This is a genomic window from Rosistilla carotiformis (assembly GCF_007753095.1).
In the GTDB taxonomy this organism is placed as follows: domain Bacteria; phylum Planctomycetota; class Planctomycetia; order Pirellulales; family Pirellulaceae; genus Rosistilla; species Rosistilla carotiformis.
The window spans coordinates 4641637-4654918 of the sequence record NZ_CP036348.1; the positions used below are offsets into that span (position 1 = coordinate 4641637).

General features: G+C 58.0%; 13 protein-coding genes. 3 read left to right on the forward strand and 10 right to left on the reverse strand.

Annotation, left to right across the window (positions count from 1 at the left end; translation table 11 throughout):
• Positions 1–66: 66 nt before the first annotated feature.
• Complete coding sequence (locus tag Poly24_RS16780) at positions 67–753, reverse strand: zinc ribbon domain-containing protein (protein ID WP_145097858.1); 687 nt, start codon at positions 751–753, stop codon at positions 67–69.
• 65 nt (positions 754–818) lie between these two features.
• On the opposite strand from Poly24_RS16780, the gene Poly24_RS16785 reads away from it, so the two are divergent.
• Entirely contained in the window at positions 819–1367 is a 549-nt protein-coding gene (locus Poly24_RS16785; protein WP_145097862.1) for a tRNA (cytidine(34)-2'-O)-methyltransferase, read from the forward strand.
• A 232-nt stretch (positions 1368–1599) separates the two neighbouring features.
• Complete coding sequence (locus Poly24_RS16790) at positions 1600–2676, forward strand: sugar transferase (protein WP_145097866.1); 1077 nt, start codon at positions 1600–1602, stop codon at positions 2674–2676.
• On the opposite strand, the gene Poly24_RS16795 is transcribed toward Poly24_RS16790, so the two are convergent.
• From Poly24_RS16795 to Poly24_RS16815, 5 genes are all read right to left on the reverse strand, one after another.
• The gene (locus Poly24_RS16795) at positions 2670–3164 is read right to left on the reverse strand and encodes an RbsD/FucU family protein (RefSeq protein ID WP_145097869.1); all 495 of its coding nucleotides are present in this window, start codon (positions 3162–3164) and stop codon (positions 2670–2672) included. The two genes, Poly24_RS16790 and Poly24_RS16795, sit on opposite strands and share 7 nt — an antisense overlap.
• Before the next feature lie 15 nt (positions 3165–3179).
• Positions 3180–4217 (reverse strand): S49 family peptidase, encoded by a 1038-nt coding sequence (locus tag Poly24_RS16800; RefSeq protein WP_145097873.1) that lies wholly within the window; start codon positions 4215–4217, stop codon positions 3180–3182.
• 153 nt (positions 4218–4370) lie between these two features.
• Positions 4371–5237: a hypothetical protein gene (locus Poly24_RS16805; RefSeq protein ID WP_145097877.1), complete on the reverse strand. Its 867-nt coding sequence runs from the start codon at positions 5235–5237 to the stop codon at positions 4371–4373.
• A gap of 109 nt (positions 5238–5346) precedes the next feature.
• On the reverse strand, positions 5347–6372 hold the full coding sequence (locus tag Poly24_RS16810) for a ParB/RepB/Spo0J family partition protein (RefSeq protein WP_145097881.1): 1026 nt from the start codon (positions 6370–6372) through the stop codon (positions 5347–5349).
• A complete protein-coding gene (locus Poly24_RS16815; RefSeq protein ID WP_145097884.1) occupies positions 6365–7111 on the reverse strand; it encodes a ParA family protein in 747 nt (248 codons plus the stop codon). The genes Poly24_RS16810 and Poly24_RS16815 overlap by 8 nt, the downstream gene beginning before the upstream one ends.
• A gap of 453 nt (positions 7112–7564) precedes the next feature.
• Here Poly24_RS16815 and Poly24_RS16820 point away from each other — a divergent pair, with 453 nt between their 5' ends.
• Positions 7565–8242 (forward strand): PEP-CTERM sorting domain-containing protein, encoded by a 678-nt coding sequence (locus Poly24_RS16820; protein ID WP_145097887.1) that lies wholly within the window; start codon positions 7565–7567, stop codon positions 8240–8242.
• Here the strand turns inward: Poly24_RS16820 and Poly24_RS16825 are convergent.
• The 4 genes from Poly24_RS16825 to Poly24_RS16840 all read right to left on the reverse strand — a co-directional run bounded on the left by Poly24_RS16825 (position 8239) and on the right by Poly24_RS16840 (position 13036).
• Positions 8239–9546 (reverse strand): DUF1015 family protein, encoded by a 1308-nt coding sequence (locus Poly24_RS16825; protein WP_145097891.1) that lies wholly within the window; start codon positions 9544–9546, stop codon positions 8239–8241. The two genes, Poly24_RS16820 and Poly24_RS16825, sit on opposite strands and share 4 nt — an antisense overlap.
• A gap of 144 nt (positions 9547–9690) precedes the next feature.
• Complete coding sequence (locus tag Poly24_RS16830; protein WP_145097894.1) at positions 9691–10470, reverse strand: creatininase family protein; 780 nt, start codon at positions 10468–10470, stop codon at positions 9691–9693.
• 108 nt (positions 10471–10578) lie between these two features.
• Positions 10579–11208 (reverse strand): hypothetical protein, encoded by a 630-nt coding sequence (locus Poly24_RS16835; RefSeq protein WP_145097898.1) that lies wholly within the window; start codon positions 11206–11208, stop codon positions 10579–10581.
• Between the two features lie 211 nt (positions 11209–11419).
• Positions 11420–13036, reverse strand: coding sequence for a permease (locus tag Poly24_RS16840; RefSeq protein ID WP_315852208.1), 1617 nt, complete (start codon positions 13034–13036; stop codon positions 11420–11422).
• Positions 13037–13282 lie beyond the last annotated feature (246 nt).

Below are 13282 nucleotides of genomic sequence, written 5' to 3' on the forward strand. Positions count from 1 at the left end.
TGTATTGTTACGAAAACCGGCCGCAGCAACAATGACAGTGCCTCGCGAGACGCAAGCCCCGCAAAATCAGGCCCAGGCGAACAACGGGATGCCCGCCAACATCGCCAATAACAGCGTCGCGATGATATAGAAACCGGCATGCACGACGCCGCCACCGGTTTCCAATTCAAACGTCGTCACGGAAATGATCGTGCCAACGGCCAACATCGCCGCCAACGCGACCAAGACCGCACCGATCGGCATTTCGGCGACGCTGTCGTAGTCCATCACGTAAGCCGGAACAAACGCATAAAGCGCCCACAGAAGGGCGAACAGCACCGAACAGATCGCCACACGCGCTTGCAGTTCGCTGCCATAGAAAGGTTCCAATTCTTGTTCGCGGGCAAACGTGTATCCCGACCAGACCAACGGCGGTGCCAGCAACAAGGCCCCCAAAGGCGGAACCCAACCGGGTACCGATTCCATCGATCGCAAAACAATCGCGGCGATGATCGCGGCAAGGATCGAACCGGCCACTGCAAAAATGCCGAGCTTGGTAACTCGCACCTCTTCGCGCATAATCGGTTTCAGAACGCTCTTGCCCGTGGAATCTTTGGGGCCATCGTCCACCGGCGCATGAACGACGACTTCTTCGGATTTATCCGGGATCTGGATCGTCGCCTTGCACTTAGGACAAGGGCCTTTCTTTCCAGCAAATTTATCGCTGACGTTGAATCGCGTCAGACACTTTTCACAGGTAACTCGAATTGCCATGTCGAAAAAGGGTTGTCCTGTGTCGCGGTTCGTCAGCAGCAACCCACAATAACCGAGCTGCCAAGATGGAAAATGATAAGTCGTCAGATACTAGCGAGCCCGACGTGCCGAGCGATAGTCTCGCCGATGCCGCCCCCTGTTTGCAAGTCGACGAGCCACCGGTGCATGTTGTACTGTACCAGCCCGAGATTCCACAGAATACCGGAAACATTGGGCGGACGTGTGTCGCCGTTGGAGCCAAATTATGGCTTGTCCGGCCGCTTGGTTTCCAGATCGATGCGCACAGCGTCCGCCGAGCCGGCGTCGATTATTGGCACATGCTGAATCTGCAACTGGTCGATTCGATCGGCGAAGTGCAACAAGCCCTGCCGCAGCGGAAGTTCTGGTACTTCAGCCGCTTCGCCCGACGCAGCCTTTGGGAGGCCGAGATCGGCTTGGGGGACGCGATCGTTTTCGGGCGTGAGTCGGCCGGTTTACCCGAAGAGATCCTCGACCTCGATTCGCCACAAGCCATCCGGATTCCAACAACCGAACAGGTCCGCAGCTTGAACCTGTCCAATACTGCGGCGATCGCCGTTTACGAAGTCCTGCGTCAACACGGCCGGTTAGGTTGACCGTTCGCTTTCCTTCGCTGTCCGTCTGTTCGCATGCGCGTTACTCGCCTGCCGTTGGGACGCAAAAGTTTGATTGCAAGCAACCGAAAACCGCCCCCTACTTCAGCGGGGCTGCCCAACCCTCACAGGCACACCAAATCTACAAAATATTGTGATTTCTCCATTTTCACAGGTGCACAACTGGTTACTATAGGAACGACGCAGATGACACCTTTGATGAACATGCATACAGATGACACGCACATTGATGCCAAACCTGTTGGGAGGCTATCGGGCAAGCAAAGCGCTTACTCCGCTGTTGCTGTCGGAGCGTCAATTAAGCCGTGAATTGAATCGCGAACGGCTCCGTTCCGACCGCCGTGAGATCCCATTTTGCTTGATCGACGTCGTCTTGGCCCCTGAAAACCGACGTCGTGGCGATTTCGTGAAACTTGCTCGGCTGTTGCATCGTCGCTTGCGAACCACCGATACGGTGGGGCACCGTGGCCGAATCACCGTGGGTATCGTCTTAACCGATACACCGCAACAAGGTGGCCAGATCGTGGTCGACGACCTGCACCACATACTGGCGTCTGCCGGACTGAAATGTGAACTGGAACTGTTTGTCTACGATCCAGTGGCCTGGCAACAGGAACATCTTTTCGATCGTCCCGACGATCACGACTCCCCCTCGCAGCACCTGGGTCCTCCGCCACCGATGTCGGGGCGCCGCCGCGGGGTCGCCAAACGCTTGGTCGATGTCGTGGGATCGGGCGTCGGGCTGACGTTGGCTGCGATCCCGATCACGCTCGCCTGCGTGGCGATCCGCTGCACTTCCAAAGGCCCCGCGATCTTCCGCCAAGTTCGCGAAGGCGCCGACGGCAAACCGTTCACGATCTATAAACTGCGGACGATGCGGATCGACGCCGAACAAGAACAAGCTGGATTGCGTCCGTTGAGCGAACGTGACGGGCCCGCCTTCAAGATCAAAAACGATCCCCGGATTACGCCGGTGGGAAAACTGTTGCGGGCGACCTGCATCGACGAACTGCCGCAACTGGTCAACGTCTTCTTAGGGCAGATGTCGCTGGTCGGACCGCGACCACTGCCGTGGGCCGAGAGCCGCGCGGTGGCGTCATGGCAACGCCGACGACTGGATGTCAAACCGGGAATCACTGGCATCTGGCAAACCGCCAAACATGAAGCGATCGCGTTCGACGATTGGATGCGAATGGACTTGCGTTATGTCGATCACGGATCGACTTGGCTGGACATGAAACTGATCGCCAAAACCGCGATGGTGCCGGTCAAAGCGCGCGGCAATCACTGATCCCCGCGCGAACTTCTTGACCCTGGTTTCTTTCCGCACGAAGCGCTACGGCGGACACCGATCGTCAACAACAGGTTGGCAAAGATCGCCTGGTCGCCCGTCTGAATCGTCAAGATGTGCTCGCGTGAATTGACCGCGTCGTAGAAGGCCATCTGTTCGATCGATTGCAGCTGAAGATCGTTTCCGGCATCGGCGAACATCTGCCGAAACGAATCCCACACCGGCGGATCGGCCGGCAACGCGTAGGGTCCCGATTTCGGATACATCATCGTATGGGCGGCGTCGATCGGAACCGCCGTCAACAAGGCTGCAAGCACTTGGCAAACCGACACCAGACCGGGCGAAAGGTTCAGGCTAACCAATTCCGCGTTGGGCCCCAACGTGTGATAGGCCGGATAATTCGAGTCGGCGATCAGCACTTTGCTGTAATGGCCCCCGCGTGCGAGGACCTCGTTGATTTTCGGATGCAGCAGTTCTTGAAGGAGCATGAGTTACCGCGAGACTTAAGGAGCGAGACCGGGATCGGGTTGCCAAATGTACATAAACGTTGGCAGCCGTGCACGCATCAAGCCAGGAATTTGTGGCAACGCCATCAACTGAGTCGGTTCGTTGGGGGTCATCGCATACGGCGTTCGCGCCTTGTCTTGCTCGCGATGCAACATCACGACACACGAATTTGGATCACCCGTATAGGCACGCGCCGCCGCGATCGCATCGTCGATATAGCCGACTTGATCGACGACGCCCAACTCAACAGCCTTCTTTCCGGTGAAGATCCGTCCGTCGAAAATATCCGCATCGCGATGGATCCGCTGACGCGATTGCAGCACAACCTCCCTGAACCGTTCGTTGTACTGTTCGGCGATCTCGGTCAACAATTCCTCTTCGTCCTCTTCCAAGAATCGCTCGGGCGAACCGATGTCGACAAACTTTCCGGCCCGGATCGTTTGTCCCGAGACGTTGAATTGCGCCATCGCGTCTTCGAGATTGTACAGATTCAAGATCACACCAAATCCACCAACGATCGACGTCGGATGGGCCACAATCTGGTCGGCCGCCGTCGCGAGCAAGTATCCACCACCGGTCGCGATATCCATCAAGACGGCCACGATCGGCATCCCGGTTCGCTCGCGAAAGGATTCCAGTTCGCGACGCATGATATCCGACGCGGTGACGCCGCCGCCGTAGCTGTTGATCCGAATGATGACCGCCGAGATATCGCCTTCGCGTTCAACCTGATCCAATTTCTCACGGAAGATGTCCAACGGGTTGTCTCCCATCGAACCGATCCCAGCCTGGTTTTGATTCACCAGCAGGCCATCGACATCGATCAGCGCGATCTTGCGATTGGTTCCCGATTGCACGGGCATCGTCTTCAGCGGAGAACGGTCGCGAAGAACCTGAGGTTGCATCGCAATCGGATCGGCCGAGACATGCACTCGGGCGGGGACCAACCGAATCAAGCTATCTGTTTTAATCGCGTGCTTGCCGCATCCAACGGTGCAAGCGAGCACACTGCAAAGAATCAAGAAACGTGACATGCTGCGGCTTTGGTCAGCGGTTCGAAAGGCGCGGAATCCATTCCCAACGCACTTTCATAGCATTCGGAATTCCGGCCGCCCCCTCTGGCACCAAACCCGTACGATCGGCGCAATCCGATTTGCTAGCAGGGCATGTTTAAACGATCCTGTAAACTAGGTCGTCTTTTTGGCCGCCAACGCACCCCGAAGAAAGCGCCGTCGTTCGAAGTCGCGGGCGTCGATCCGTCCCAACGCAAACCACAAGCAACAACTGAATGCAAACAGACCGAACTGAAGAAACTGCAACTCCACAACAAACGCATCCGACGGAACCGATCCCAACGAAAGGATGAACTCGCGCAGCGTCAGCGCGTCGACCACGGAGGAGGACAAGGCGCGGGCAAGCCATGAATACAGGATCGCGCCGCACAACAGCACCGCCAATAAGCAGCACGCCCGAATACGCACATACGAAGTCGCCAACATGGTCGATGCGGCACCGATGTACAAAAGTACAAACAGCGGGACCGCCAACAAAGGCGCTGCCGCCGCAGTGATCGAATACGCTCGAGTTGCCGACGATAGAACCGCGACCATCGCGGTGGTCAACAAGATCGACCGGATCGTAAACCGGTACCTTAGCGATCCGTCGGCAACCGGTTCGTCCGCCGTTCGAAAACCAAGCCACACAGGGACGCCAAGCATCAGCGATGCACAAACCTGCAGCCCCACCAGCGTTCCGAACAACAACAGATACCGAACGGGCGGCTCCTGCCAACAGACGGACATAAACAACACATGCCATCCGAAACCCGACACGCCGATCAGAACTCGGCGCCAAGAAAAAATCGGAGAGAAGCAAACCGAGGCGGTCATCGAACAACCGAGCCACATCAGCCCGATCCATGCCGCTTGTCCGAAAGCTGAACCGTAATAGTACCGCGTCCACACGCCAAACACGATTTGCAAAACCACCGTCGTGATGGCCGCCAATATCGTCAAGGCTCCGATACGCGGAGCGGTCAATTCACCTTTCGTCACACAATACTCCCAACCTCGGTGTCACGGGCCCGCACTTCGCGGCGGTCCCGTTCCGCAACTCCCGACTTCGGCCCTTCGATTCCAAGGACCGAACCGATCCGCGTCGTCGCTACGCCGCAGCCACTTCGGGAGCGCTCACCTGACCGGCCATCATCGCCGTGATGCGTTCGAATTCGTCGGGATTGGTGAAGTGGACCACGATCTTCCCCTTCCCCTTGGACGACTGTTTGATCTCGACCTTGGTTCCCAAATCCATCCGCAACTGGCGTTCTAGAGAAGAAACCTGAGGCGACGTGACCTGCTTCTTTCGGGGCGTTGCGTTTCCACGTTCGCCCGATTCAAGATCCTCTTCGGCCTGCAATTGGTCCGAAACATACGCTTCGGTTTGTCGCACCGACCAATGCTCGTTGATGATCGTTTGTGCAAGTTCGCATTGCAAGTCTTCGTCGCCCAGCGGCAACAAAGCCCGCGCGTGCCCCGCGGTCAGCGCTTCCTTTTGGATCGCATCAAGGACTTCGGTTGGCAGTTCCAGCAAACGCATCAAGTTGGCGACGGTGCTGCGATCGATCTTCAAACGCTTGGCCAGTTCGTTCTGTTGGCAGCCATGCTGTTCAATATAGTGACGGAACGACATCGCCTTCTCGACCGCATTCAAATCCTTGCGTTGCAAGTTTTCAACGATCGCCAACTCGGCGACCATGCGATCATCGGCCTCGCGAATCTCCGCGCGAACGGTTGTCATCCCGGCGTGAATCGCAGCCCGCAGACGACGTTCACCCGAGATCAATTGGAAGCGTTGTCCATCGCGACGAACGATCACCGGTTGCAGTTGTTCGTGCGACTTCAGACTTTCGGCCAACGCCGCGATCTCGTCGGGATTAAATTGACGACGCGGTTGGAATGGATTGTTGTCGATTTCATAGACGTTCAAATGAACCAGCTTTCCGGCCGGAGTGGTTCCGTCGTCGATGTCGCTGGCCTGCAGTTTGGTCGCCCTTTGCACGACCGGTCCCTCGTCTGCCGACGATGCAGGACGCGGGTCGGTCGACAATCCGATGTCGCCGCCACGTTCGTTTTCGATCGGAGTGCCCAAGAGCGCCGCCAAACCTTTTCCTAGTCTTCGATCTTTAGTCACGGCCGAGAACCTCCATGCATAGCTGAGTGTAAGCGTAGGCCCCGCGCGATCGCGGAGCGTACTGAAAAATATTTTCGCCGTGGCTAGGTGCCTCGGTTAACGCGACATCGCGTGGGACAACGGTGTCGAACACGATTTCGCCAAAGAACTCACGAACCTCCGAATCAACCTCGTGCGTCAATTCCAATCGAGGATCGTACATCGTCAACAAGATCCCGCCGAAGGTCAGCCGACCATCGGTCGCCTGGATCGCTTCACGGATCACGTGGATCATCTGGGTCAGCCCTTCCATCGCAAAATATTCGCATTGGATAGGCATCAATACTTCCGTCGATGCAGCCAACGCGGCGCGGGTCAAGGTCCCCAGCGATGGCGGGCAATCAATCAGAACGTGATCATAAGAATGCAGCCCCGTCTCCAAATGACTTCGCAGCAGCGAGGCTTCCGAACCGGTCGCCTTGGCCAGCTGGTCGACATCTTGAAATGAACGGCTGCCGGGCAATAGGTCCAAGTTCGCCTCGGTCGACACCAAAATGCTATCACGCAATGTATTGGGATCGATCAACGGATGGCGTTTGGCCGGTTCATGCCCGAGGGCACTCGTCGCATTGCACTGCGGATCCATATCGACCAGCAGCGTCTTGTACCCACCGCGAGCCAGGCCGGCGGCGAGGTTGACGGCGGTGGTGGTTTTACCAACGCCCCCTTTCTGATTTGCAACGCACAAGATCCGACCCATCGTTATTCGCATTGTCGAGCGGTCAGACTCGACGCGAAGCCTCCTTGAAGATTGGGATGGCAGCCGTCCTAGCCGCCTTCGACGAACGGCAAATCACCATCCGGTGACGCCGTCTCGTCGAATCGCATTCTAACGCGGAAGTGCAAAAAAGCAGAATGCCAGTTTCACGTGAGCGGGTTTCACGGGAAACGGTAGCAATTGAAACGGTTCCAACAGGGCCGAACAAAGGAATTGCCACGGCATTCTCAAATCCAAACAACACGACGAACGCTCCCCATCCGGATCGGACGGCGGATCGGCCCACGTGCCCGGGAAAATTTTCGTAGCCTCCGCCCCGACCGCTTCACAGCCTCACACACCAAGCGTACCATAGGTACGCATGTACATGCCGCATGCGTTATCCACACAATCGCGGTGTGTGTCACTGTGACCACCGATAAGGAGATCTCCGGGATGTGTGTTCGTTCGTTTGCCCTGCTGTGCAGCCTCTTTGTGTCGATTCAATCAGCGCACGCCGACATTATCCTCGTGCTCGACACGAACAATAAGACGTTTTCGTTTACCGGGTCGGATACCGGAACGCTGGCCGACAATACCTCTCCCGATGGAGATGCTGCTTGGTACAACGGATCGGATGTTTTGTTGTTGGCTACCGACTTTGTGGTTTCGAGCGCGTTCCAATTTGGAAGCAATCCAATCTCCGAAACGACCGCCGGCCTAGGCCTACAATTTAATAACACCAACGATCTCATTGGGATCTATGTAGCCAGCTTCTTTGCCGGAAAGGAGAATCAGTCGGGGACGATCTCGACCGTCGACGTCGCTTTCGATTACGGATCCAGGTTCACAGGGCCGAACGGCAACGAACTGATATCCAGTTTCGAGAACACCGTTCTTGCTCCCGGATTTGAAATTCCAATCTTCGACTTCGCTGCATTTGGCGGAAACAACCCCACGGGCTTCAACCCTATCCAGGTCCAGTCCGCCGCGGCCCCTGAGCCGGGGTCGCTTGCTTTGATGGCCAGTGGCTTGGCCGGAGCGGCATGGTTTCGCAATCGGAAACAGCGTGGCAAGCGGCCAAATCATTCAGACGCCACCGTCCCGCAGCCGACCGATCGAACCTCGGCCTAGCGTCGCTGCAGCGGATTAAAGATCAGTCCACTCAACGGTTCATGCGTCATGTGGAACGTGTTCGCTGGCAGACGCTCCTCTTGAACTGCGATCGTTTCCATCGCGTCAACTTCGATCGGCGGAACCAACGCTGCGATGCAGCACCCCTGATCCTCACCAATCGTTGCAACCACATCGTCGATGGTGCGACAGGGTTCGACCGTGGCGTCGGCGATCTGCAACAGATCGGCCACTACCAAATGATGCAGCTGGTTGATCGACAGCTCGCACCACTCATCGCTCGCTTGCGGACAAAGCTCCCGCAGCCGATCGATGCCCGGTTCTTTGATCTCACATAAAACCCAACGGCGATCCCCTCCGCAATAGATCGCCAACCGGCCTTGATGATCGCTGGCGGCAATCGGCTTCCACGCGACCTCCGCCGAATCGGGACCTTCGACAATCGTGTTGCACGTGAAACATTCCCCAATCCGTGCAACCAAATCTTCGCTGGTCAGCGGCGTGGGGCCGCGGAAAACAGGATGCGTTGAAGCCAACAGGTCTTCCGAGTCTTCCATCCGCAACAGCAGCGTCAGCACAAAATTGGCGGGATGATCGCTGGCCAGTGGACCTTCGTAGTCGTTCAGCCACATCCGATACTTTCGGCTGGCCAATAAAGGATCCTCTCCCGCGGCCACCAACATCGGCGCCGGGCCGACCAATTCCTGGATCGAACCGATCGTGCGGTCGTCGCTGACCGGCCAGATCGAATGTCGCACGCCGACATCATCGACGCACGTGATTTCAAGCCCCTCCTGAATTGCTCCCTCCACCAACTGCAGCAGCCGATCCTCGGGATCCGAACACAATCCAACGATCGGGGTCAGGTTCGCTGCGCACCGCCGCATCAATTCAAACCGCGCTTCAACCACCGCATCGGTCGTTTCCAAAGCGGTATACAGCCGGCGGTCCTCGGGAGAATCAAACCGCACGCCGCACAGGATCCCCCGCCGCGTGACGCTTTGCCCTTGGTCGAGATAGGTATGTTGGTAGATGTAGACCTCGGGAGCGGCTTCGTCTTGCAGCACCCCCTCGTTCTGCCAACGTCGCCAAAACCGCGCCGCCCGTTCATCGCGGCTGTCCGCACCGTCGCCCGGTTCGGCGCGATTGGCGATCAATCGAACGCAACCGGCCGGATGCCGTTTGTAGAGCTGATCCTGCATTGCGGGACTGATCGCATCGGCAGGCGGCGCGACCACGTCGCTCAAATTACCAACGTGACCAAGGTTGTAGCGCAGGGCGCGGATTGCGGAAATTTCCGGCATGTAGACTTTGGGGGCTGTAACGGAATGAGACTTCAGGGACAGCCGTCCATTGTACGCATCGGGCCCCAAGTTGTCGCAGGTGTTCGAACGATGCCGCTGCGGAAAACGGGATTCGATCCCCTCCCGCAATCGGCTGTGCCGGGTTTATGCAAAGGGAAAGGTGTCGTCGATTTCCGCTTGGCTCAACTCTGCCAAGAACGGTGCGATCCGCTGGACGATCAAATCCATCACCGCCCGCCCCTTGTCGGCCGTCGCCGCGTGCGGATTCCCCGATCCGGATTGCGTCGTTAAAAGATGCCATGGACGGGTGATCGAAACCCAGCCTTCGTTGAGTGCTTCGAACCGCATCGGGCGCGTTGCCCCCGCATCCCCACGCAGCGAGCCGTCCGAATTACGGACGACGAAATCGGGAAAGTAGGCCAACGCCAAAGAGGTCTCCATTTCGCCGGCGTGATCCTCGGCAACGTCGAAGATCTCGTGGTACCGGTCGCGAACCATCTGGAACCAATTGCAAAGGAAGATCTGCGACGCACATTGGCCGTGCAGTTCCCTCAGGATCGGCTTCAGCTCATTGCCGCCGTGGCTGTTCAAGAAGACGATCTTCCGGATCCCCGCCCGTTGGATCGATTCCACCAGATCCTTCACCACCATCAACATCGTCGACGGATTCAGGTTCATCGCCAGCGGCAACGCGTTCATGTTCGTTTCGGTGCCGTAGGGGATCGTCGGCAACAAGACCACGCGGCCCCCTTGGGCATTGGCCGCTTCGCAAACCGCCCGCCCGATACAACGACTCTCCATCGTGTCGGTCCCATAGGGCAGATGGAGGTTGTGAGGTTCGGTGGCCCCAAAGGGGAGCACGGCCACGCGGAAGTCGCCATCGCGAACATCGGTCAGTGTGATTTCTTCCAGGATCGATTTCATCGGAACAACAACTTTCGACAGGCAACACAGAATCAGCGGAAGGACGCCATGCGCCAATCGCAGAGCATCATCCGAAGGAACAAGGCATCGCCCCAGCGCGCCGGGCGTTTACGGATGCAGCGCACATTCAAAGATTCCCGAAACAGCGGTCTCCTGAGAGGAGCTGCTGTTCATGACCGAGGCATTCTCGATCCGAGCGGTCACCTTTCCCTGATCGATGGCGATCGAGACCGGAACCGGTTGGTCGTCGGGCGAGAACCAAATCGTACCGCCCGCTTCCTTCTGCGCGAACAACCGTGCGGAAACCGTCTGCCCCGCCAATGCGTTCAGGTCTCCGGCCGCCGAAAGATTCGCCTGCAACAGAAAGGCGGGAAAGGTCTCGTCGTCGCCATCTTTGCTGCTGGAGATTTTCAAGACCGCCGGTCGTCCCGGGTTGATCGCGATCAGCTGCACATAACTTGCGGCAAACTCCGTCGGCGAGTCCAACGTCATCATCCCCTTGCCGGTCGTATCGCCGATGCCATTGACATCCCCCGCGGTCTCGGCAACCTGCTGGGTCGTCGCTTCCACTTTGGCAACCGCCTCTTCGGTCGCCGATTTCACTTCCGAAGAAACGTCCGACGCGACACTGGTCGCCGTCTCTTTTTCCTGATCGACCAGTTCGTTCAGTTTCTCTTTGCTGCAGCCGCTGGCCGCCGATGCGACCAACAGGGCGCACGCGATCCGAAGGGTATTCATAGATGAAGCCGTTCCCGGGGAAAGATAAGAAGCGGAAAAAATAGCACTCAACAATATAAGGCCCCGTCACGCCCGAAACAAATCGCCGCGAGCGAGCTTCCCGATGGATCTCGATCCGCCGTCGTGCCTGCCCGAAACCGGCGTGTTCCACGTGGAACACGTGCATAAACTCTTCCGGTTTCACACCCCTCGAGACGGCAAACTTGAGCGGCTATTCCGATTCGACCTCTTCGGCGCGACTGTCCGAAGGCGCACCGATCGCCGACAACCAGTACGACCAAGCGACCAACAGCAGTCCGGTCACGGCGTACCCCAACGCGAACTGGCGGACCATCGCCGCCTCCGCACTCCACGGCCAATACAACGGCGATCCAGGAACGGGCGAATGAATCACCCCGAAGACCGTCAGCAAACCACAAAGAAGAAACAGCCCCCCGGCTCGACGCAATCGCTGGTCGATGATCGAAGCGAGTGCCGACGCCCACAGCAGACTTGTCAGAATGAATCCGTTGGAAAGGATCAGCAGTGTTTGCAGTTTGTCCCGCAACCCCGGATCGCCGAGCCCTTCGATCGAGTAGGCCGGATCGCCAAAGATCTGCGATGGAAAGCTGTTGGCTAAAAAGGCGAGGGCCGGAACGCAGGCCAACGCGACCGCTGCGTAGTGCCGGGTGGGAGTTGCAGAGAAGCTTTGCGCGGTGATCTCCAGACCGACAAAGATCAGAATCGGAAAGACCGCCGCTTCGGGGATGATCTGGTAGAAGTAGACGAAGTAGCCGCCAACCCCCGCGGTTCCGATCAGCAATGCCGTCGCCAGAGTGTAAGCACTGCGGCCGCCCATCTGCTTGTAAGCGGGATGGCCGATGTAAGGCGTCGTTTGCACCACGCCGCCGCACAGCCCAGCCGCCAAGGTCGCGATCGCTTCGACAAAGATCACCGTCCCGGTCGGGTATTCGTCTCCCGCCGCCGCGGCGCTCTCGGTGCAATCGATTCCGCCGACGACGGTTCCGATCGCAAACGGAAGGACGATCGGCATGTACTTCATCGCTTCGCTAAAGCGATCGAGCCACTGGAACTCAAACGCTTCCAACCACATCGATGGAAACATCGTCGGCGTGATCGAATGCTCCCCCGACGCCACGTACCCTTCGACGCCAAACGCCCGCAACACGTAGAACATCCCTCCGGCAACGATCAACGCGCCCAAGGTGCCGGGCACACGAAGGGGCAACGGCACCCGGCCGATCAGCGAAGTCAATACGATCGCCAATGCGACCAAGCCGACCAACGGCGTTTTCAAAATATCTAGCAGCGGAAGAAAGCTGATCAACACCAAAGCGATCGCCGCCAGCGACCCAAGCAGCCCCGCCCGCGGAACGCTTCGTCGAATCCAACCGCTGACCGGCGAGCAGACGACTTTAAACAGGCCACTCATCACGATCGCCCAGATGCCAATGTGCCACGCGAAACGGGCGGCTTCCATTTCATCGAGCCCCAGTCGAACCTTGCCGTCGATGAAGGCGGGACCGAGGACAAAGAAGACCATCCCGAAGGTGCTGGGCGTATCGAGCCCCAAAGGCATCGCGGTGACATCGCTGCGGCGCGTCCGCTTGGCCAACCAGAATGCGAGGGCGAAGAACATCAAATCGCCAACGAAGACGCCGATCGCCGTTCCGGGGACCATCGCCTGCACGGCGAATTCGGCGGGGAACTGGAAGACGCCCGCTAACAGACTGACCACCAAGATCAGCCCCGCGACGTTATCCAACATCAAACCAAAGAAGGCGTTGATGTCGCCTACGGCAAACCAGCGGTATCGGTCGTTGCTCACGAGATGAGACCTTGCGACGTGGGGGAGGGAGAGGAGTCGCAGCTTCCGCCTAAGCTGAGCAACCATTCATTGGTCGCCTATCGTAACGGAGTGTTCGACAAATGCCAGCATGGGTGTTTGCATCGCCTCTTCGGTTGCTCCTACAATGTGGCCAGCAACCAAGGCGCTCGCTTCGCCCACCGGCACGCCGACCGGTCGGCGTGAAGCGTGCTGGCCGATGCGATCAAGCTTGTCCCCAACAATCCA

Bases quoted from the DNA above. Each gene is read 5' to 3' on its own strand.
- Poly24_RS16835 (WP_145097898.1), bottom strand. From the start codon at position 11,208: ATGAATACCCTTCGGATCGCGTGCGCCCTGTTGGTCGCATCGGCGGCC.
- Poly24_RS16820 (WP_145097887.1), top strand. From the start codon at position 7,565: ATGTGTGTTCGTTCGTTTGCCCTGCTGTGCAGCCTCTTTGTGTCGATT.
- Poly24_RS16785 (WP_145097862.1), top strand. From the start codon at position 819: ATGGAAAATGATAAGTCGTCAGATACTAGCGAGCCCGACGTGCCGAGC.
- Poly24_RS16815 (WP_145097884.1), bottom strand. From the start codon at position 7,111: ATGGGTCGGATCTTGTGCGTTGCAAATCAGAAAGGGGGCGTTGGTAAA.
- Poly24_RS16825 (WP_145097891.1), bottom strand. From the start codon at position 9,546: ATGCCGGAAATTTCCGCAATCCGCGCCCTGCGCTACAACCTTGGTCAC.
- Poly24_RS16780 (WP_145097858.1), bottom strand. From the start codon at position 753: ATGGCAATTCGAGTTACCTGTGAAAAGTGTCTGACGCGATTCAACGTC.
- Poly24_RS16800 (WP_145097873.1), bottom strand. From the start codon at position 4,217: ATGTCACGTTTCTTGATTCTTTGCAGTGTGCTCGCTTGCACCGTTGGA.
- Poly24_RS16795 (WP_145097869.1), bottom strand. From the start codon at position 3,164: ATGCTCCTTCAAGAACTGCTGCATCCGAAAATCAACGAGGTCCTCGCA.
- Poly24_RS16830 (WP_145097894.1), bottom strand. From the start codon at position 10,470: ATGAAATCGATCCTGGAAGAAATCACACTGACCGATGTTCGCGATGGC.
- Poly24_RS16790 (WP_145097866.1), top strand. From the start codon at position 1,600: ATGACACGCACATTGATGCCAAACCTGTTGGGAGGCTATCGGGCAAGC.